The organism is Streptomyces tsukubensis, from assembly GCF_003932715.1.
Taxonomy (GTDB): Bacteria; Actinomycetota; Actinomycetes; order Streptomycetales; family Streptomycetaceae; genus Streptomyces; species Streptomyces tsukubensis.
This window is the reverse complement of sequence record NZ_CP020700.1, coordinates 6,696,645-6,716,812: the sequence shown is the minus strand read 5'-3', so window position 1 is coordinate 6,716,812 and position 20,168 is coordinate 6,696,645. Positions and strand designations below refer to the sequence as shown.

The 20,168-nt window shown below is 72.8% G+C and carries 15 protein-coding genes and 1 riboswitch; of the genes, 7 read left to right on the top strand and 8 right to left on the bottom strand.

Annotation, left to right across the window (positions count from 1 at the left end; all coding sequences use genetic code 11):
- Positions 1-79 precede the first annotated feature (79 nt).
- Complete coding sequence (gene gcl, locus B7R87_RS27895) at positions 80-1,858, bottom strand: glyoxylate carboligase (RefSeq protein WP_006345677.1); 1,779 nt, start codon at positions 1,856-1,858, stop codon at positions 80-82.
- A gap of 286 nt (positions 1,859-2,144) precedes the next feature.
- Here gcl and B7R87_RS27890 point away from each other — a divergent pair, with 286 nt between their 5' ends.
- Positions 2,145-2,957: an SIR2 family protein gene (locus B7R87_RS27890; RefSeq protein ID WP_130584708.1), complete on the top strand. Its 813-nt coding sequence runs from the start codon at positions 2,145-2,147 to the stop codon at positions 2,955-2,957.
- Between the two features lie 77 nt (positions 2,958-3,034).
- Positions 3,035-3,577, top strand: a complete 543-nt coding sequence (locus B7R87_RS27885) for a GNAT family N-acetyltransferase (protein ID WP_006345679.1) — start codon at positions 3,035-3,037, stop codon at positions 3,575-3,577.
- A gap of 104 nt (positions 3,578-3,681) precedes the next feature.
- Here B7R87_RS27885 and B7R87_RS27880 read toward each other — a convergent pair whose 3' ends face one another.
- On the bottom strand, positions 3,682-5,337 hold the full coding sequence (locus tag B7R87_RS27880) for an AMP-binding protein (protein ID WP_006345680.1): 1,656 nt from the start codon (positions 5,335-5,337) through the stop codon (positions 3,682-3,684).
- The gene (locus B7R87_RS27875) at positions 5,334-7,013 is read right to left on the bottom strand and encodes an AMP-binding protein (RefSeq protein ID WP_006345681.1); all 1,680 of its coding nucleotides are present in this window, start codon (positions 7,011-7,013) and stop codon (positions 5,334-5,336) included. Before B7R87_RS27875 ends, B7R87_RS27880 begins: the two co-directional genes overlap by 4 nt.
- 115 nt (positions 7,014-7,128) lie before the next feature.
- Here B7R87_RS27875 and B7R87_RS27870 point away from each other — a divergent pair, with 115 nt between their 5' ends.
- Positions 7,129-7,968, top strand: a complete 840-nt coding sequence (locus B7R87_RS27870) for a helix-turn-helix transcriptional regulator (RefSeq protein WP_130584707.1) — start codon at positions 7,129-7,131, stop codon at positions 7,966-7,968.
- Between the two features lie 201 nt (positions 7,969-8,169).
- Here B7R87_RS27870 and B7R87_RS27865 read toward each other — a convergent pair whose 3' ends face one another.
- Positions 8,170-8,637, bottom strand: a complete 468-nt coding sequence (locus tag B7R87_RS27865; RefSeq protein ID WP_006345684.1) for an ASCH domain-containing protein — start codon at positions 8,635-8,637, stop codon at positions 8,170-8,172.
- Positions 8,638-8,849: 212 nt separating this feature from the next.
- Here B7R87_RS27865 and B7R87_RS27860 point away from each other — a divergent pair, with 212 nt between their 5' ends.
- Both B7R87_RS27860 and B7R87_RS27855 read left to right on the top strand, forming a co-directional pair.
- Positions 8,850-9,272 carry an SAV_915 family protein gene (locus B7R87_RS27860; RefSeq protein ID WP_006345685.1) on the top strand — a complete coding sequence of 141 codons (423 nt, stop codon included), beginning with the start codon at positions 8,850-8,852 and terminating at the stop codon, positions 9,270-9,272.
- A 73-nt stretch (positions 9,273-9,345) separates the two neighbouring features.
- Positions 9,346-10,626: a diaminopimelate decarboxylase family protein gene (locus B7R87_RS27855; RefSeq protein ID WP_006345686.1), complete on the top strand. Its 1,281-nt coding sequence runs from the start codon at positions 9,346-9,348 to the stop codon at positions 10,624-10,626.
- Between the two features lie 37 nt (positions 10,627-10,663).
- On the opposite strand, the gene B7R87_RS27850 is transcribed toward B7R87_RS27855, so the two are convergent.
- The 3 genes from B7R87_RS27850 to B7R87_RS27840 all read right to left on the bottom strand — a co-directional run bounded on the left by B7R87_RS27850 (position 10,664) and on the right by B7R87_RS27840 (position 13,784).
- On the bottom strand, positions 10,664-11,812 hold the full coding sequence (locus tag B7R87_RS27850; protein ID WP_006345687.1) for a winged helix DNA-binding domain-containing protein: 1,149 nt from the start codon (positions 11,810-11,812) through the stop codon (positions 10,664-10,666).
- Positions 11,813-11,919: 107 nt separating this feature from the next.
- Complete coding sequence (locus tag B7R87_RS33240) at positions 11,920-12,498, bottom strand: SMI1/KNR4 family protein (RefSeq protein ID WP_006345688.1); 579 nt, start codon at positions 12,496-12,498, stop codon at positions 11,920-11,922.
- Between the two features lie 137 nt (positions 12,499-12,635).
- Positions 12,636-13,784, bottom strand: a complete 1,149-nt coding sequence (locus B7R87_RS27840; RefSeq protein WP_006345689.1) for a phospholipase D-like domain-containing protein — start codon at positions 13,782-13,784, stop codon at positions 12,636-12,638.
- Between the two features lie 448 nt (positions 13,785-14,232).
- On the opposite strand from B7R87_RS27840, the gene B7R87_RS27835 reads away from it, so the two are divergent.
- Both B7R87_RS27835 and B7R87_RS27830 read left to right on the top strand, forming a co-directional pair.
- On the top strand, positions 14,233-15,261 hold the full coding sequence (locus B7R87_RS27835; protein WP_006345690.1) for an AraC-like ligand-binding domain-containing protein: 1,029 nt from the start codon (positions 14,233-14,235) through the stop codon (positions 15,259-15,261).
- Between the two features lie 282 nt (positions 15,262-15,543).
- Positions 15,544-16,185, top strand: coding sequence for a DUF1326 domain-containing protein (locus tag B7R87_RS27830; protein ID WP_006345691.1), 642 nt, complete (start codon positions 15,544-15,546; stop codon positions 16,183-16,185).
- A gap of 204 nt (positions 16,186-16,389) precedes the next feature.
- On the opposite strand, the gene cobN is transcribed toward B7R87_RS27830, so the two are convergent.
- Positions 16,390-19,995 carry a cobaltochelatase subunit CobN gene (gene cobN, locus B7R87_RS27825; protein ID WP_006345692.1) on the bottom strand — a complete coding sequence of 1,202 codons (3,606 nt, stop codon included), beginning with the start codon at positions 19,993-19,995 and terminating at the stop codon, positions 16,390-16,392.
- 53 nt (positions 19,996-20,048) lie between these two features.
- Positions 20,049-20,125, bottom strand: a riboswitch (cobalamin riboswitch).
- Positions 20,126-20,168: the final 43 nt, after the last annotated feature.

Genomic DNA, 20,168 nt, shown 5'->3' with positions numbered 1-20,168 from the left:
CGGCAGTGGCATGCGGACGCCCCCGGCCTCGGCGGATCCGAGGCCGGGGGCGCGGGGCCGTCGTGGGGCCGTCGCGGGGTCAGAGCTCCAGCGGCAGGACCGAGGTCGGGGCGTGGGACGGGTCCGTCGCCAGCGGCTCCCACTCGTTGACCGCGTCGATCTGCACGCCCATCGAGATATTGGTGACCCGCTCCAGGATCGCCTCCACGACCACCGGCACCCGGTACTCGGCCGCGAGCTTCTTCGCCTCCTCGAACGCGGGCAGCAGCGCGTCCGGTTCGGTGACGCGGAGCGCCTTGCAGCCCAGGCCCTCGACGACCTTGACGTGGTCGACGCCGTAGACGCCCAGCTCGGGCGAGTTGATGTTCTCGAACTCCAGGTTCACCTGGAAGTCGATGTCCAGATTCCGCTGGGCCTGCCGGATCAGGCCGAGATAGGCGTTGTTGACCAGGACGTGGACGTACGGGATGCGGTGCTGCGCGCCGACGGCCAGCTCCTCCAGCATGAACTGGAAGTCGTAGTCGCCGGAGAGCGCGACGACGGACGCCTCCGGGTCGGCGGTGGCGACGCCGAGGGCGGCCGGGATGGTCCAGCCCAGCGGGCCGGCCTGGCCGCAGTTGATCCAATGGCGCGGCCGGTAGACGTGGAGGAGCTGGGCGCCCGCGATCTGGGAGAGCCCGATGGTGGTCACGTACCGCGTCTCGGGTCCGAAGGCGCGGTTCATCTCCTCGTAGACCCGCTGCGGTTTCATCGGCACGTCGTCGAAGTGGGTGCGCCGCTGGAGGGTCGCCTTGCGCCGCCGGGCGGCTGCCGCCCAGTCGGAGCGGTCGGGCAAGGTGCCCGCGTCCCGGTGCTCACGGGCCAGCTCCACGAAGAGGGTGAGCGCGGCGCGGGCGTCGGAGACGATTCCGTAGTCCGGGGCGAAGATCCGGCCGATCTGGGTGGGTTCGATATCGACGTGGACGAAGGTCCGGCCGCGGGTGTAGACGTCCAGGCCTCCGGTGTGGCGGTTGGCCCAGCGGTTGCCGATACCGAGGACGAAGTCGGAGTCCAGGAAGGTGGCGTTGCCGTAGCGGTGGGAGGTCTGGAGGCCCACCATGCCCGCGTTGAGGTCGTGGTCGTCGGGGATCGTGCCCCAGCCCATCAGGGTCGGGACGACGGGCACCCCGGTCAGCTCGGCGAACTCCACCAGCAGCGCGGACGCGTCGGCGTTGATCACTCCGCCGCCCGCCACGATCAGCGGCCGTTCGGCCGCCAGCAGCATGGCCAGGGCCTTGGCGGCCTGGGGGCGGGTGGCGGCGGGCCGGTGGACCGGCAGCGGGGCGTAGGTCTCCGGGTCGAATTCGATCTCGGTCTGCTGGACGTCCAGCGGCAGGTCGATCAGGACCGGGCCGGGACGGCCCGAGCGCATCAGATGGAACGCCTGCTGGAAGACGCCGGGCACCTGCGCGGCCTCCATGACCGTGGTGGCGGCCTTGGTGACGGGCCGGGCGATCGCGGCGATGTCGACGGCCTGGAAGTCCTCCTTGTGCATCACCGCGGTGGGCGCCTGGCCGGTGATGCAGAGGATCGGAATGGAGTCCCCGATGGCCGAGTACAGCCCGGTGATCATGTCGGTGCCGGCCGGTCCCGACGTCCCGATGCACACCCCGATGTTCCCGGGCCGGGTCCGGGTGTAGCCCTCGGCCATATGGGAGGCGCCTTCGACATGGCGGGCGAGGGTGTGGTTGATGCCACCGCCCTCCTTCAGCGCCTTGTAGAAGGGGTTGATCGCGGCCCCCGGCACACCGAAGGCCTGGGTGACGCCCTCCCGCTTGAGGATCTCGACTGCCGCGCGGGCAGCGGTCATACGAGGCATCTGTGCCCCCCGATTCTGCTCGGACCCCACCGCGGAGCCTCCGCCACCCAGGCTCGACGATTTCCACGATGCGGAAGTTGAATTCTGTTATGTGAAATCAATGTAGAAGGCGCTCCGGACAGCGTCAAGGCGCGGGCGGAGGGGCTCCCGCGGTGCCTTCCGGGTGCGGGACCATGGACCCGACCGAACGACCGGCGCCGTGACCGGCGCTGCGACGACGACCGCCGCGCGGCGGAGCCCGTACCCCCCGCCGCGCGGACGTACGGCTGCGAAGGAGAGGGACGCCATGACGGCGGCCGAGCCGGTCCGAGTGCGCTGCCCCGACTGCCATCGGGACCACCGCTACACCTCCCCCCACTACCCCTGTCCCTGCGGCGCCCCGGTGGCCGTCCCGCTGCTGAGCACCGCCGAACCCGCGGTGCTGCACCGCCGGGTCTGGGACGAGGAGTGGGTGACCGTCCGCTGCGAGGAGTGCGGCGAGGAGAACGACTGGCCCCGGCCCGAAGTGGGCTGCCCCTGCGGGACGCTGCTCCGGCCCGGCGTACGGACGGCGGATACGCCGCCGGAGGATCTGGACCGGCCGGGGCCCGCCGCCACCGGCCCGCAGCCGGCCGGCGACGCCGGGCCGGATCCGGCCGAACGCGTGCCCGCGCCCCGCTCCGGGAACGCCGACGCGCGTCCCGCCTTCCGCCCGGTCCCGATCCGTACCGCCCGGGACGCGGTCGACACGGCCGCGCGGTATCTGGTCTGGCTGGGCTTCGACGACGTGGTCCCGCAGGTGGTGCACCAGCCCGAGCCGCGCTCCGGGTTCCCCGCCGGGCCGCGCCTCCCGGCGGGCACCGATCTCCGCGGCCGGGGCGTCGTCGCCCAGGTCGAACCGTCCACGCTCCGTACGACGCTGCGCGATGTGGAGTGCCTCTGGCTCAACGGTCTGACCGCGGCGGCGACCCCGGTCCACTTCGCGCTCGCCGGTTACACCGACGAGGCCCTGGCCCGCGCGGACGGCCTCGGGATACCGCTCTTCGTGGTGGACCTCGCGGGCGAACCGCAGCCGGTGAACGGCGCGGCCCGGCGGCTCGCCGCGGCCGGGCCGCCCTGACGCCCGCCCGCCACCGGCGGGCCGGGAGCGGCCCCCGGCGGGCCGAGCGGGAGGCCTGCCGGTGGATACTGTCGCCCATGCGCATACGACGGGCCGAGGCCGCCGATCTGCCCCGCCTCCAGGACATCGAACGGGCCGCCGGTGAACCGTTCCGCGAGCTGGGCATGGTGGAGATCGCGGACGACGAACCGCCCGCGACGGCCGTCCTGGAGCGCTATCGCGCGGCCGGCCGCGCCTGGGTCGCCGTCGACGGCGACAGCGACAGCGACAGCGACGACAGGCCGATTGCCTATCTGATCCACGACACCGTCGACGGGGCCGCTCATGTCGAGCAGGTGTCGGTCCACCCGGACGCCGCGCACCGAGGGCTGGGCCGGGCGCTGATCGACCACCTCGGGGAGCGGGCGGCGGCCGAGGGACTGACCGGGCTGACCCTGACGACCTTCTCCGAAGTGCCGTGGAACGCCCCGTACTACACGCGGATCGGCTTCCGGGAGCTGGCCGAGCCCGAGCTCACCGACGGGCTGCGGGAGATCCGGCGCGCGGAGAAGGAACACGGCCTGGACCGCTGGCCGCGGGTCTGCATGCGCCGCGATCTGCCGCCGGCCGGCTCGCGCTGACGCCTCTCCGGGCCCGCCCGGGCCCGCCCGGGCGCGGACCGCCGGTGCTGCCCGCGCCACGGGAGACCGACGCACCGCTACCGGCCCCGGCGTCCGGACGGGCGTCAGCCCGCCCCGTACCGCTCCCGGAGCTCCACCTTCCGGACCTTTCCGCTCACCGTCATCGGGAAGGCGTCGACGATCTCCAGCCTGCGCGGGATCTTGTAGTGGGCGAGCCGCTGGTCGCAGAAGGCCGTGACGGTGTCCAGGGTCGGCGGGTCCGCCGGGTCCCGGGGGACCACGCAGGCGAGGACCTCCTCCCCGTACCGCGGATCGGGCACCCCCACCACCTGCACATCCGCTATCTGCGGATGCCGGTGGAGGAACTCCTCGACCTCCCGCGGATAGACGTTCTCACCACCCCGGATGATCATGTCTTTGATCCGGCCGACGATCTGGACGAAGCCGTCGGGCCGCATCACGGCCAGATCGCCCGTATGCATCCACCGTCCGGAGTCGATCACCTCGGCCGTGCGCTCCGGTTCGCCCCAGTAGCCCAGCATCACGCTGTAGCCGCGGGTGCACAGCTCCCCCGCCTCGCCCCGCGGCAGGGTCACCCCGCTCACCGGGTCCACGATCTTCACCTCGATATGCGGCAGGGCGCGGCCCACGGTGCCGGTGCGCCGTTCGAGATCGTCGTCGCGGCGGGTCTGGGTGGAGACCGGTGAGGTCTCCGTCATCCCGTAGCAGATGGCGACCCCGGCCATGTTCATCTCGGCGACGACCCGCTCCATCACCCGGACCGGGCAGGGCGAGCCCGCCATGATGCCGGTGCGCAGGGACGACAGATCGTGGCCGGCGAAGCCGGGGTGGTCGAGTTCGGCGATGAACATCGTCGGGACCCCGTACAGCGATGTACAGCGTTCGGCGGCGACGGCCGCCAGCGTGGCGCCGGGGTCGAAGGACGGCGCGGGGATCACCATGCACGCGCCGTGGGAGGTGGCCGCCAGATTGCCCATGACCATGCCGAAGCAGTGGTAGAAGGGCACCGGTATGCATATCCGGTCCTTCTCCGTGTAGCCGAGGCTCTCCCCCACGAACCAGCCGTTGTTGAGGATGTTGTGGTGGGAGAGGGTGGCGCCCTTGGGGAAGCCGGTGGTGCCGGAGGTGTACTGGATGTTGACCGGGTCGTCGCAGGACAGGGCGGCCTCGCGGTCGGCGAGCGCCGCGTCCGTCACTCCGGTGCCCGCGGCCAGCAGCGCGTCCCAGGAGGCGTCCCCGATGTAGTGGACGGACCGCAGCCCGGGGCAGTCGCCGCGGACCTCGTCCACCAGGGCGCGGTAGTCGCTGGTCTTGTGCCGCTGCGAGGCACAGAGCACCGAGATCCCCGCCTGCCGCAGGACGTAGGCGAGTTCATGGGACCGGTAGGCGGGGTTGATATTGACCATGATCGCGCCGATCCGGGCGGTGGCGTACTGCACCAGCACCCACTCGGGGCAGTTGACCGCCCAGATGCCGACGCGGTCGCCGCGGGCGACGCCGTGGCCCAGGAGCGCGCGGGCGAGCCGGTCGACGTCCGCGCCGAACTCCGCGTACGTCCACCGCCGCCCCGACGGTACGTCGACCAGCGCCTCCCGCTCCGGGAAGGCGGCGACCGCGCGGTCGAGGTTGCGTCCGATGGTGTCACCGATGAGCGGTCCGCCGCCGGTTCCATGGTCGTACGAGAGCCCTGTCCCTTCGTCCGGTCCGGCCGCCGCGGGCCGGTCCTGTATCACTGTCATCGGTAGTCCCCCTCGTCGTACTCCGTGGTGACGGCACCGGTGGCGGTGCGTTCGCGCAGCTCGATCCGCCGGATCTTGCCGGAGACGGTCTTGGGCAGTTCGGCGAACTCGATGCGCCGGACGCGTTTGTACGGGGCGAGGACCGAGCGCGCGTGCCGGAACAGCTCCTTCGCGGTCTCGGGACCCGGCTCCCAGCCCTCCGTGAGGACGATGTACGCCTTGGGCACGGCGAGCCGCACCGGATCGGGCGCGGGCACCACCGCCGCCTCCGCCACCGCCTCGTGCTCCAGCAGCGCGCTCTCCAGCTCGAAGGGGGAGATCTTGTAGTCCGAGGCCTTGAAGACGTCGTCGGAGCGGCCGATGTAGGTGATGTAGCCGTCGTTGTCCCGGGCTCCGATGTCCCCGGTGCGGTAGTAGCCGCCGGCCATGGCGTCGGCGGTGCGCCGCGGATCGCCGTGGTAGCCCTTCATCAGACCCACCGGACGGGCCGACAGGTCGAGGGCGATCTCGCCCTCCCGGGCACCGGGCCTGCCGGTCAGCGGGTCGAGCAGTTCGACCGTATAGCCGGGGCTCGGCCGCCCCATGGACCCCGCCTTCAGCAGTTGGCCGGGGCTGTTGGCGACCTGGACCGCGGTCTCCGTCTGCCCGAAGCCGTCCCGGACGGTGACCCCCCACTCCCGCCGGACGACCTCGATGACCTCGGGGTTCAGCGGCTCGCCCGCCGCGACGACCTCACGGGGCGGATTCCGCAGCAGCTTCAGATCGGCCTGGATGAGCATCCGCCAGACCGTGGGCGGGGCACAGAAGGTCGTGACGCCCGCCCGGTTCATCTCGGCCATCAGCCGCGCCGCGTCGAACCGCCGGTAGGTGTGGACGAAGACGGTCGCCTCCGCGTTCCACGGGGCGAAGAGGTTCGACCAGGCGTGCTTCGCCCAGCCCGGAGACGAGATATTGAGATGGACATCGCCCGGGCGCAGCCCGATCCAGTACATCGTCGCCAGATGCCCGATGGGGTACGAGGTGTGGGTGTGCTCCACGAGCTTGGGGCGAGCGGTGGTGCCGGAGGTGAAGTAGAGCATCAGGGGGTCGTCCGAACGGGTGGGACCGTCGGGGGCGAATCCCGTCCCGGCGCCGTAGGCGTCGTCGTACGGAAGCCAGCCGCCGACCGGTTCACCGACCGCGATCCGCGTGTAGTCCCCCGACACCTCGGCGAACTTGGGGACGTCCTCGGAGCGTACGAGGACATGGGAGACGCGCCCGCGCCGGACGCGGTCGCGCAGATCGACCGGGCCCAGCAGCGGGGTGGCGGGGACGACGACGGCCCGCAGCTTCATCGCGGCGAGCGCGGTCTCCCAGAGCTCGACCTGGTTGCCGAGCATCACCAGCATCCGGTGTCCGGCCCGTACACCCTGCTCACGCAGCCAGTTGGCGACCCGGTCGGAGCGCTGCGACAGTTCGGTGAAGCTCAGCCGGGTCTCGGTGCCGTCCTCGTCGACGAGGTGGAGCGCGGTGCGGTCGTTGCCGGCGGCGATCACGTCGAACCAGTCGAGCGCCCAGTTGAAGTGCTCCGGCCGCGGCCAGACGAAGCCGTCGTACGCGCTCCGGTAGTCCTCCCGGTGCCGCAGCAGGAAGTCCCGGGCCGCCCGGAACTCCTGCGTCGCGCTGCCTGTCACCATGTGACCTCCTCCTTGCCGCACCACTCAGTAGCATCGTGTAATCAGTGACGTAGGTCTCACCACCCCCGATCGGGGGTGGTGAGGACACGAGGCGAGTCTTGAGGGAAGCAGGGCCATGCCGGATCCGGCCGAGTCGGTGGAAATGCAGGGGGCGCTGGTGCGACTGCGCCGCACCAGCGGATTGCCCGTGGTGTTCGGCGGACTGCTGAACGACCCCCACCGATTGCGCATCGCCCAGGTCAGCGGGGCGCAGACGGCCGCACTGCACGGACTGGGCATCTCGGCGGGCAGTGGCCTGGGCGGAAAGTCGATCGCGCTCTCCCGGCCCTGCGCGGTCACGGACTACCAGGAGTCGCGGCATATCAGCCACGAATACGACGCGGCGGTCTCGGCGGAGGGACTGCGGTCGGTGCTGGCGGTGCCGGTCGTCGTCCGCCGCCGGGTACGGGGGGTGCTGTACGGGGCGCTGCGCAGGCCCGTCGTCCTGGGGGACCGGGTCTTCGACGCGGCGGTGTCCGCGGCGCGGGACGTGGAACAGGCCCTCGTCGTCCGGGACGAGGTGCAGGTGCTCCTCGCGTCCGCCCGGGAGCCGGTCGCGGACAGCGGCTGCTGGGAGGAGGTCCGCCAGATCCACACGGAGCTGCGGGCCCTGGCGACGCAGGTGACGGATCCGGTGCTGCGGGACACGATCCTCGGGGTCTGCGGCCGGCTGTCCGGCGCGACCGTTCCGGCGGGCCCCCCGGCGCAGGCGCCGGCGCGGCCGACGCTGGCCCCGCGCGAGCTGGACGTCCTCGCCTGTGTCGCGTCGGGCGCGACGAACGGGGCGACCGCGGAACGGCTGGGGCTGCGCCCGGAGACGGTGAAGGGCTACCTCCGCGGCGCGATGCGCAAACTCGGCGCGCACACCCGGCTGGAGGCGGTGGTGGCGGCGCGCAGGGCGGGTCTGCTGCCGTAGCCGGGAGTACGGGTCTACGGGTCCCGGTCGGGCACACCCCCGGGAGCGGAAGGCCGTTCCGGCGGGTTCCTCGTCCTTGGAGCGGCGAACAGGCCTGGCCCGTACCGCCGTTACTCGGGCAGGGCCGCCGCCGGACACGGAAGGTCGTTCCGGCGGCTTCCGTACCCCTGCGCCCGCGAACAGCCCTGCTCCGTAACGCCGTTACTCGGGCAGGGCCGCCGCAGGGCGGAGGTCTGCGATCACCTGGAAGCGCTCCAGGACCGTCCGTGTGGTGTCGTCCACGGTGAAGTCCGGGTCCCCCAGGGCCGCGCGCATCCCGTCGCCGTGCCAGAAGTGTTCGTGGGCGGTCCGCCACTGCGCGATCGTGGTGTCGCCCTCGCCCTCGGCGACCACATGGCCGAGGTCGACCTCGCCCAGCGGGACGACCCGGACCCCGGTCACCTCGATGACGGCGACGGGGCAGTCCTCGGAGTCGACGACCACCGCAAGCTCCCCGGCCGCGGGCAGCGGCTCGTCCTCCCGCTCGTACTCGGCCAGCAGGCCCGTGGTGGCGGTCTTGGCACCGTCCAGGATCGCGGCGACGAGCCGGTCGCGCAGCGGGCCGGGGAAGGCGAACTCGGCGCGAGGCAGGGCGGTCAGGTCCGCGGGGGCGAGGAATCGGTCCGGCATACGCAGACGGTAACAAGCACGGGAGCGGTACGGGTCCCCCCGCGCCCCGGCCCCTTCGAAGGACCGTCCGGGCGGGGCCGGGCCCGTCCCGCGCCAGGAAGGCGTCAAAAGTCGCCCCCTGAAGGTCAGCGACGCGTCATGGACCGTCCGTACCGTCCCGTTACGGGCATAGCTTCGGTGGCCGAGACACCCTTTCTGGAGGACCGCACACCATGACCACCCTCACCTCTGAGACCACCGCGTCCGGCGACGGCGCGGACCCCGACGAACGCCGCCCGGCGGGGCCGCTGTACGTACCGGTCAGGATCGGCTCCGCCGGAGGACACCAGCTGCGTTTCATGCGCACCCCGGTCGGCCTGCGCACGGCCGTCGGCTTCACCAGCCCCGAGCGGCTCGCCGCCGCACTGGGGCCGCGGGCCCGGTGGATCAGGCTCGCGGAACCGGCGCTGCGCGGTCTGGCGGAGCCCCTCGGTGTGGCCCTGGTGACGGTGGACCCGCAGTTCACGGCCCCCTTCCCCGGCACCTCCCGGCCCCCGCGCACGGCACAGCCCTGCGCCCGGCGGCACGGCCAGGACCCCGCCCCGGCGGGGCCTTCGCGACCGGTGTCCGCCCTGGTGCACCCGTTCTCGGACTGACGGCCCCCCTGTTTCCTTCCTGTTCCTGCCTGTTCCTGCCTTGTTCCTGTGTGTCCCTTCCGGAGGTGTACGGATGACGGCGGTACCCGCGATACCGGTGCCCGCGCCCGTGTCTTTCCCCGAGTTCGCCGGCCCCCCGGTGTGGCCCGCATCCGCCGTGGCCCGGCCCGGCGGGGACGTCGCCCTGGCAGGCGTACCACTGACCGGGCCCGCCGAGCGGTACGGCACCCCCGTCCACGTACTCGACGAGGAGGAGGTACGGGCCGGGGCCCGGGCCTGGCGGCGGGCGCTGCCGGACGCCGACGTGGTCTACGCGGCGGAGGCGTTCCTCTGCCGGGCGGTGGTGGACTGGATGGCGGACGAGGGCCTCGGTCTGGCCGTACGCTCCGCCGACGAGCTGGAACTGGCGGCCTCCCGCGGTTTCCCCATGGACCGGATGGTGCTGCACGGCGCCGCGAAGTCGCCGCGGGACCTGCGGACCGCGCTACGGCTCGGGGTGGGCCGGATCGTCATCGACTCGCCGTGCGAGATCGCCCGGCTGGCGTCGCAGGTCCCCGGGCCGGAGCCGCAGCAGGTCCTGATCCGGGTCCGGCCCGGGGACGGGGCGGAGGGGGAGTTCGGCCTTTCGGCGGCGGGCGGGGAGGCGGAGGACGCCGCGGCCCGCGTCCTGGGGCAGCCCTGTCTGGAGCTGGTCGGCCTCCACTGCGATCCGGGCTCCGGCGCCGCGTCCCCGGAGCCGTACGCGCGTGCCGTACGCCGGCTGGTGGCCCTGCTGGCACGGATCCGGGAGCGGTGCGGTGTCGCACTGCCGGAGCTGGTCCTCGGCGGCGGTTTCGCCCCCGGCCGGGCGCCGGGCACCTACGCCCGCCGGATCCAGGGCGAACTGCTGCGGGCCTGTGCCGAGTCGGATCTCCCCGTACCGCGGATCACGGTCGAGCCGGGCCGTTCGCTGATCGCACCCGCGGGGGTGGCGCTCCACCGGGTCCTGGCGACCGGGCGGACGCCCGGCGGCCGGACGCTGGTCGCCGTCGACGGCGGCCGGGACGACGGCCCCGGACCGGCGCCGTCGGTCCGGATGATCGGCCGGGTGTCCTCGGCGCCGATGCGGACGGCGACCGTGGTGGGCCGTCTCGGCGGGCCGGGGGACGTACTCGCCGACGGCGTCGAACTCCCGGAGGACGTACGGCCCGGGGATCTGCTGGCGCTCCCCGGGTCCGGGGCCCGCGGGGTACCGGCGGCGGGCTGCCCCGCGGCGGGGCGCCCGCCGGTCGTCGCCGTCCGGGAAGGACGGGCCAGACTGCTGGTGCGGCGGGAGACGTACGAGGACCTGAGGGCGCGGGACATCGGGCTGTGACATCCGCCAGTGACGGCGGCCGGTCCGGCGGGCCGGTTCAGCCGCGTACCGTCCCGAAGCGGACGTCGTACGCGGCGGAGCCGGGGGCGAGCACCGCGAGGGTCCGCTCCGCCTCCTCGGTCAGCTCCGCCCGCCGTTCCGCGGACGGTTCACCGAAGGGCTCCATCACCAGCGCCGCCGTCCCGGTCCTCGGGTCCTCGTCCAGGCGCCAGACCCCGGCGAGGAAACCGTCCACGAGGAAGACCGGATAGGACTGGTTGCCCTTCCAGGTGAGGCCCGCGTGGCGGTCGTCGGCGACGACGCGGCGCCGGTCGGCGTGCGAGAGCAGCAGATTGTCGTACTCGGGGAGGAAGCGCGGCGGCGCCGGAGTGTCCGCGGCGGGGCGCGGCGCTTCGGGCAGGTCGAAGAGTTCGGCGCCGTGCTCGCTGCCGAAGACCGCAAGACCGGGGCGGAGCCGCTCGAAGGCGTCCCGGGTCCGGGTCAGTCCCGACCAGCTCTGGAAGTCCTTCACGGAGGCGGGCCCGAAGGCGGCGAGATAGCGCAGCACGGTGTCGTCCAGGGAGGCGGGAGGTCCGGGCTCGCGCCCCAGCCAGTGGGTGACGGTCGTCAGTCTGACCTGTCCGCTCCGCCCCCACAGTCCGCGCGGGGTGACCTGCACCAGCGGCAGGAGGCAGCGGGCGGCGACCGACAGCGAGGGCGGGTCGGCGTCCGGCCAGTGGGCGAGCAGCGCGTCCCGCAGCTCCTTCATGGTCCGCGGCTCGGCCTCGACCAGCTCCCGGGCGATCGCCCCGAGCCGGTCGAGGTCGACCCCGTCGAGCCCGCCGCGGGCGCGGAACGCCTTCAGCTCGCGGTCGGGGCCGCCCGCCTGGAGCAGCGGGCGCAGGGCGAGCGCGTCGTCGGCGGTGTGGGTGTGGATGGTGGAGCGCAGGGTGACGATCCGGACGATGCGGCGGTCGGCCATCGGCTCCGACAGCTCGGCGGGGGCGAAGTCCGCGAGCCGGGCGGCGAGGGCGTAGTAGGGGGGCCTGACGTTCTGCGCCTGCAGCCCGACGAGCCGGCCGACGGCCTGCTCGACGGTGGTCTCGGACCGGGGAACGCGCCGCAGCAGCAACTGCCGGGCGAGGACGGCACGGTTCAGGGCGCGGTCGTCGAGGACGGGAGGGGGCGTGGTTGCCTTCGGGGCCATGGCTGCACCGTAGCGAGCCTTGCGGACGGTTTCGGTCCGCAAGGGGGGTGCCGGCCGGCCGGCGCCCGCGTGTGCGGCCACCGTGCCCCGGGTCCGCCGCGGTCCCGTCAGCGACGCAGTGGCCGAAGGCGGTTGCCCACCGTGGCGGAGCACGGGCCGGGGCGGCCGGGCCGGGCCAGGAAATCGGCTTCCGCTTCGTTCGCGGCGATCATGGCCAGGAAGAAGTCGGTGAAGGTCGGATATCTTTCGACCTCGCCGCCCGCGAACCAGCTGACGGGATTCCGGCGGTCCGGCTTCCCGTTGCCGTGCAGGACCAGGACGTCGATGTCGTCGCGTGACGCGCCGATGGGAACCAGCCGGGAGAAGCCCCGGTCCCGTTCGATCCGGGCCACTTCTTGGATCGTCCTCACCGACTCCTCGGCATCGGCGTAGGCGCTGGTGCCGAAGTCCCGGGTGCCGAAGAGGTCGATGTCCTGGAGGATGCCCGGCCAGCCGTCGGCGTGCCGGAGGAAGGCCGCGTAGTCGGGGTCCACCGGACAGAGCGTCACCGTGGCGATGCCCGCGATGCGTTCCGGCGGGGCAGGGGGTCGGCGGGGCTCATGGGGCCAGAGGGCACGCCTGTCGTGGGCCTTGAGTCTCCGCTTGACCGTGTCCATCTCCGCGCAGAGCACCGACCAGCCTGCCACTCCGACCCCCCGTCCTCCCTGAGTACGACCGTTCCGCGTATGCCGTACACGCTACTGCGCCGACTGGTGGGAGCGGGGCGGCGCCGGGGCGGGCGGCTGAGTCCGGTGGACCGCGACCGGGCGGGATTCGGTGCGGTCTACGCCGTGTCGCAGGTCCGGGGGTTGGTCCACAGCTGCCGGAACTGGTCGATGTACCGGTTGGTGGCCCAGCCGTCCATGACCCGCAGCATCGCGTCGTTGGCGCGGTAGTTGGAGTTCGCGGTCGGGTTGTACGACCCGGTGAACACCGCCTTGTTCCAGGCCCCGCCGTACTTCGCGTCGATCACCAGCAGCTTGTTGTGGTGCCAGCCGTCGCAGCTGATGTCGGTGCCGGGCACGCCGTTCGCCAGCAGCAGGTTCCGGGAGGACGCCTCCTGGACGACGACCTTGACGTCGCAGCCGATACCGCGGAGCCGGTTCAGCTGGGCGATGATGTCCCGGGAGTGGTCGCTGTTGTCGAAGATGCTGGCTTCCATCCAGATCCGGTCGTTGCCCGCGGCGCAGTCGGTCACCCCGGCCAGCACCCCGACCAGGGGCTGTTTGGTGTACTGGGGGAAGAAGTACGCGCGGGAGTTCCCGTTGGTGCCGTACGGCGACTTGTCGTCGTCGCCCCAGGTCGTGCCGGACCAGGTCCAGTCCTGGTCGTACAGCCGGCGCCAGTAGTTGACGTAGCCCGCGAAGAGCGCCGGATCGTCACGGACGATCAGCATGTTCTGGGCGTGCTGGGCCTGCCAGTCGCTGAGGTTTGCCGAGGTCTGGAGGACCAGTTCGGTGGCGCCCTTCCGGATCACGAAGAACTTGTTGTGCATGGCCCCGCTCCAGGTGCCGTCGGGGTTCTTCATACAGGCGTCCGGGCAGGTCCGCAGGTCGATACCGGCGTTGACGAACTTGGTGCGGAGGGTCTGGTCGACCGAGCCGACGACGATGCGGACGCTGACGCCGTTCTGCGCGGCCCGCACCAGGGAGTCGGCGATCTCCGTGCCGTATCCGCTGTTGTCCCAGGTGTACATGGCGACCCGGATGTAGTCGCCGCTCTGCGGTGTCGTCGCCGTCGCGTCGATCTTCGCCTTGATTTTGCGGGGGATCAGGGTGTCGACGTTGCCCGGGCCGCCGTAGGTGACGCAGACCTCGTAGTTCCCCTGCTCGGAGCAGGTTCCGGGCGCGGCGGCCGCGGGCGGCGCCGCGATCAGCGTGAGCAGGACGGACATCAGGGCCAGGGCGGCGATGTGGAACGACCGGATGCGCACGGACCAGGGGTGCGCCGACGGCTCGGCGGGCCCGCCCCCTCCGGCGGCGGCAGGGCCGGGAGGGGACACCGGGATCCGGGTGGCCCGGCCGGGACGCCCGGGGTGCCCGGCCCGGCCCGGCTCCCAGGGCCGGGGGCGGTGGCCGCCACCGCGCAGAGTGCGAGCGGACCGGTGCGGACACCCGTCCCTCTTCCTTCTCCGGTCATCGGTGGTCACGGTGCCTCCTCCGCAGATCCTGGTCACGCCGGTCCGGTCCAGGTCGTCGGATACCGGATGCTGCCGGTGACACCGTGACGGACCGCGGGCGCCGGAGGCGCGTCCCTGTCGCCCCCAGGGTCGCCCGCATCGGCCCGTACTGTCATTGGCATCCGGTGACACGTTTCTTGCGCCAGAGTGAACTCGACGCCGGTGCACCGCACGCCCGTACCGCCCCGGAAAGGAGCCCGCCGTGTCCTGGACGATCCCGCCCCCGCCCTCGTCCGTGCCGCTGCCCACGGTCGCGTACTCGAACGGCCACCTCGCCCCGTCGGACCGCTTCGCCCACTGGCGCGATCTGCTGAGCCACACGCATGCGCCCATGGACCTGAGCAGCGAGCGCTCCGACGATTTCCTGGCGCGTCAACGCGTCATCGCGCTGGGGGATGTGACGGTGTGGCCCGCGGCCTTCCCGCCCGTGGTCTTCCGCCGGACCCGGAAGCTCATCCGGCAGTCGGACCCCGAGAGCTACCACCTGACCCTGATGCTCCGCGGCGAGGGGGTGGCCGACTGGGGCGACCGAACGCTGCGGGCCGGTCCGGGGACCTTTCACACCAGCGACTCCTCACGCCCGGTCGAGATCCGTTCCGGAGCGGCACGGGGCCGGATCCTGATGATCGGGGTCGAGGTGCCCAAGGCCGTGCTGCCGCTGCCCCGGCGGCTCGCGGACCGCTCCGTGGGGATACCCGTACCGGACTCCCACGGCGTCGGCTCCCTGCTGTCGCACTTCCTCCGGCAGCTCGTGCAGGACCTCCCCGAGTACCGGCTCACGGACGGGCCGCGGCTCGGGTCGGCCGTCGCGGACCTGGTGGCCGCCGTACTGGCCCAGGGAGCGGAGAGCGGCGCGGCCCTGCCGGAGCACATCAACCGGGCCACGACCGTCCTGCGGATCAGGGCCTTCATCCAGCAGAACCTGGGCGACCCCGCCCTGTCCCCGTCCGCCGTCGCCGCGGCCCACCACATCTCCACCGGCTATCTGCACCGCATCTTCCGGACCGAGGACACCACCGTCGGGTCACTGATCCGGCAACAGCGCCTCGAACACGCCCGGGCCGAACTCACCGACCCCCGCTGGGCCGGCCACCCCATCGGGACGATCGCGGCCCGCTGGTGTCTGACGGCACCGGAGTTCAGCCGGTCCTTCCGGGCGGCCTACGGGATGACGCCCGGCGAATACCGCCGTGCACATACCAGCACGGGTACGGGCGCCGGGCGCGGGTGAGCCCGCCCGGGTCCGTACCCGTGCCGACCGGTAGGGGCTGTCACGCCGTGCATGCGGCGACCACGGCGGCGGCGGCCGGACAGGCCAGGACCAGGGGCCGTTCGTCGTCCCGGCGGCGGACCGGGCCGCCGGTGCGGGAAGGTTCATCGCACCGGGGTCCGCCGCAAGGGGATTTTCCGCCAACTACATACCCCCCATGGGTATTTGACACGGTCACGGACAGCGGCTTAGCCTCCCCATATGCATACCCCGCCGGGGTATCACGATTGGAGGGGAAGGCCGATGAGCGAAACGAATTGGCATCTCAAGGGCGAGTGGTTCGACGTCTGCAGCTGTTCGATGCCCTGTCCCTGCACCTTCGCGCAGGCTCCGACCGGCGGCACCTGCCGGTTCACGCTCGTCTGGCAGATCCACGAGGGGCACTTCGGGGATGTGCGCCTGGACGGCCTGGGCATCGTGGCGCTCGGAGAGTTCCACGGGAACATGTGGGTGGACGACCCCGACGCCACCATGACGGCGATGTTCTACATCGACGCGAAGGGGACGCAGGAGCAGCGCGATGCGCTGGAGGAGATCTTCCGCGGCAATGTCGGCGGCTGGCCGGGCAAGTTCGGTTCGCTGATCACCGAGGTCCGCGAGGTGAAGTACGCCCCGATCCGCTGGGACGCCGCCGACGACCTCGCGTACTGGCGCGCGACCGTCTCCGACAAGGTGAGCGTGGGTGCCGTCGCGCTGACCGGGCCCACCGCCGACCCGAACCGCCGGGTGCAGCTGATCAACGCCCCGGGGGCGGAGGTGGGGCCCGGTCAGATCGCGACCTGGGGTGTGGTGGACGACGACCGCGCCGAGGGCTTCGACTTCTCCGCCGAGTACCGCGGTGGGTCCAGCAAGCACTTCCCGTTCGACTGGCGGCCCGATGCGTAGACGGAATCCTTCGCGCGGGAAGCACCGGCGGCCGTCGGGTCCGGGAGTGCGGCGATCCGGGTGACGGAGGCATGAGCCCCCCGGTGTGAGAGCGGGTCTCCGGCCGCCTGCAATGCGGCCGGAGACCCGCTCGTCCCGGGTAGGTGCCCGCCCCGCCGGGGGGCGGGGCGGGCCCTGGGGAACAGGTCCCGGGGGGCGGGAGCCTCAGTCCTCGCCCTCCAGCTCCCCCTCCGTCTCCAGATAGACCTGGCGCAGCGCTTCCAGCACCGCCGGGTCCGGCTTCTCCCACATACCGCGCGACTCCGCCTCCAGCAGCCGTTCGGCTATTCCGTGCAGGGCCCAGGGGTTGGCCTGCTGCAGGAAGTCCCGGTTGACCGGGTCCAGGACGTACTCCTCGGTGAGCTTGTCGTACATCCAGTCCGCCACGACCCCCGTGGTGGCGTCGTAGCCGAAGAGGTAGTCGACGGTGGCGGCGAGTTCGAAGGCGCCCTTGTAGCCGTGGCGGCGCATCGCTTCGATCCACCGGGGGTTGACGACGCGGGCCCGGAAGACCCGGGACACCTCCTCCACCAGGGTGCGGGTGCGGACCGTCTCGGGGCGGGTCGAGTCACCGATGTACGCCTCGGGGGCGGTACCGCGCAGGGCGCGGACCGTGGCCACCATGCCGCCGTGGTACTGGAAGTAGTCGTCGGAGTCGGCGATGTCGTGTTCGCGGGTGTCGGTGTTCTTCGCCGCGACCGCGATCCGCCGGTACGCCGTCTCCATCTCGTCGCGGGCGGGCCTGCCGTCGAGACCGCGGCCGTAGGCGTAGCCGCCCCAGACCGTGTAGACCTCCGCGAGGTCGGCGTCGGTGCGCCAGTCCCGGGAGTCGATGAGCTGGAGCAGTCCGGCGCCGTAGGTACCGGGGCGGGAGCCGAAGATCCGGGTGGTGGCGCGGCGTTCGTCGCCGTGGTCCGCCAGATCGGCCCGGACATGGGCGCGTACGTGGTTGGCCTCGGCGGGTTCGTCGAGCCCGGCCACCAGGCGTACCGCGTCGTCGAGGAGGCCGACGGTGTGCGGGAAGGCATCGCGGAAGAAGCCCGAGATCCGCAGGGTGACGTCGATCCGGGGGCGGCCCAGTTCCTCGTACGGGACCGGCTCCAGGCCCGTGACCCGGCGCGAGGCGTCGTCCCAGACGGGGCGGACGCCGAGCAGGGCGAGGGCCTCCGCGACATCGTCGCCCGCGGTGCGCATGGCGCTGGTGCCCCAGAGGGAGAGGCCGACGGAGGTGGGCCAGTCGCCGTTGTCGGCGCGGTAGCGCTCCAGGAGGGAGTCCGCGAGGGCCTGTCCGGTCTCCCAGGCCAGCCGGGAGGGCACGGCCTTGGGGTCGACCGAGTAGAAGTTGCGGCCGGTCGGCAGCACGTTGACCAGCCCGCGCAGGGGCGAGCCGGAGGGACCGGCGGGCACGAAGCCGCCGTTCAGGGCGTGGACGGTGTGGTCGAGTTCGGCGGTGGTGGCCGCCAGCCGCGGTACGACCTCGCGGGCGGCGAAGTCCAGCACGGCGGCGACCTGTTCGCCGTGCTCCGCCGGTACGGCCGCCGGGTCCCAGCCCGCGTCGTCCATCGCCTGGACCAGGGCCCTGGCCTGCTCCTCGGCCGCGTCGGCCGTGGTGCGGGTGGCCGCCGACTCGTCGAGGCCGAGGGCCTCGCGGAGTCCGGGCAGCGCGGTGGTGCCGCCCCAGATCTGGCGGGCGCGCAGGATGGCGAGGACCAGGTTGACCCGGTCGTTCCCGGTGGGCGCGGCGCCCAGGACATGCAGTCCGTCGCGGATCTGGGCGTCCTTGACCTCGCACAGCCAGCCGTCGACATGGAGGAGGAAGTCGTCGAAGCCGTCGTCGTCGGGGCGGTTCGCCAGACCCAGGTCGTGGTCGAGCCGGGCGGCCTGGATGAGGGTCCAGATCTGGGCGCGGATGGCGGGGAGCTTCGCCGGGTCCATGGACGAGATCTGGGCGTACTCGTCGAGGAGCTGTTCCAGCCGGGCGATATCGCCGTAGGAGTCGGCACGGGCCATCGGCGGGACGAGGTGGTCGACGAGGGTGGCGTGGGCGCGGCGCTTGGCCTGGGTGCCCTCACCGGGGTCGTTGACCAGGAAGGGGTAGACCAGCGGCAGATCACCGAGTGCGGCGTCGGGCCCGCAGGCGGCGGAGAGTCCGGCGTTCTTCCCGGGCAGCCACTCCAGATTGCCGTGCTTGCCCAGGTGGATCATGGCGTCCGCGCCGAAGCCGCCGTCGGCGGCCGGGGCGGCCATCCAGCGGTAGGCGGCCAGATAGTGGTGGGACGGCGGCAGATCGGGGTCGTGGTAGATGGCGACGGGGTTCTCGCCGAAGCCGCGCGGGGGCTGGATGACGATCAGCAGATTGCCGTAGCGCAGGGCGGCCAGGACGATATCGCCGTCCGGATTGGCGCTGCGGTCGACGAACATCTCGCCCGGGGCCGGTCCCCAGTGTTCCTCGACGGCGGTGCGCAGCTCTTCGGGCAGGGCGGCGAACCAGCGCCGGTAGTCGGCGGCGGGGATGCGGACCGGATTGCGGGCGAGCTGCTCCTCGGTGAGCCAGTCCTGGTCGTGGCCGCCGGCCTCGATGAGCGCGCGGATCAGTTCGTCGCCGTCGCCGGAGGCGAGTCCGGGGATATCGGCGCCGCCGAAGTCGTAGCCCTCGTCGCGGAGCCGGCGCAGCAGGGCGACGGCGCTGGCGGGGGTGTCGAGGCCGACGGCGTTCCCGATCCGGGAGTGCTTGGTGGGGTACGCGGAGAGGACGAGCGCGATCCGCTTGTCGGCGGCCGGGATATGGCGGAGGCGGGCGTGGCGGACGGCGATCCCGGCGACGCGGGCGGCGCGCTCGGGGTCGGCGGCGTACACCGGGAGTCCGTCGGCGTCGATCTCCTTGAAGGAGAACGGGACCGTGATCAGCCGGCCGTCGAATTCGGGCACGGCTATCTGGCTGGCGGCGTCGAGCGGGGAGACGCCTTCGTCGTTCTCCTCCCAGACCGACCGGGAGCCGGTGAGGCACAGGGCCTGGAGGACGGGTACGTCGAGGGAGGTCAGGGGGCCCGCGTCCCAGGATTCGTCGTCGCCGCCCGCGGAGGCTTCGGCGGGCCGGGTGCCGCCCGCGGCGAGGACGGTGGTGACGACGGCGTCGGCGGCCCGCAGTGCGTCGATCAGCTCGGGCTCGGGGGCCCGGAGGGAGGCCACGTACAGCGGCAGCGGGCGGCCGCCCGCCTCCTCGACGGCGTCGCACAGGGCGTGGACGAAGCCGGTGTTGCCGCTCATGTGGTGGGCGCGGTAGTAGAGCACCGCGATCACCGGTCCGGCGCCGTCCGGCCCGGGGGTGCGCTCCAGGGGCCCCCAGGTGGGGGCGGAAGCGGGGGCGTCGAAGCCGTGGCCGGTGAGGAGCACGGTGTCGGAGAGGAAGCGGGCGAGGTGCTCCAGATTCGCCGGGCCGCCGTGGGCGAGATAGGCGTGGGCCTCGGCGGCGATGCCGACGGGGACGGTGGAGGCGGCCATCAGCGAGGCGTCGGGGGCCTGTTCTCCGGAGAGGACCACGACCGGGCGGGCGGCGCCGGAAGCGTCCGGGGCGAGCAGCAGGTCCAGTCCGTCCTGCCAGGCGCGCAGCCCGCCGAGGAGGCGTACGACGACCAGGTCGGCGCCGTCGAGGAGGGCGGGGAGGTCGTCCAGCGGGAGCCGGGAGGGGTTGGCGTACCGGTACGGCACCGGGCCGCCCGCCGCCCGCGCACTGAGCAGGTCGGTGTCGGACGTCGACAGGAGCAGGATCATGCGGCGCCTGGCCTTCCTCGGGGTCCGCGCCCCGGGCGGTAATCGGACGGCGGGAGTTCCTGGCTCACCCGGCCCCTGGGGGCCGGGCTCACAGTGGCGGGACCGCGCCGGAATCGCACCGGGCTTCCTCCCCTGTCGCCGTCGCGGCGATGGCGGACCGGATGGTCCGCCGA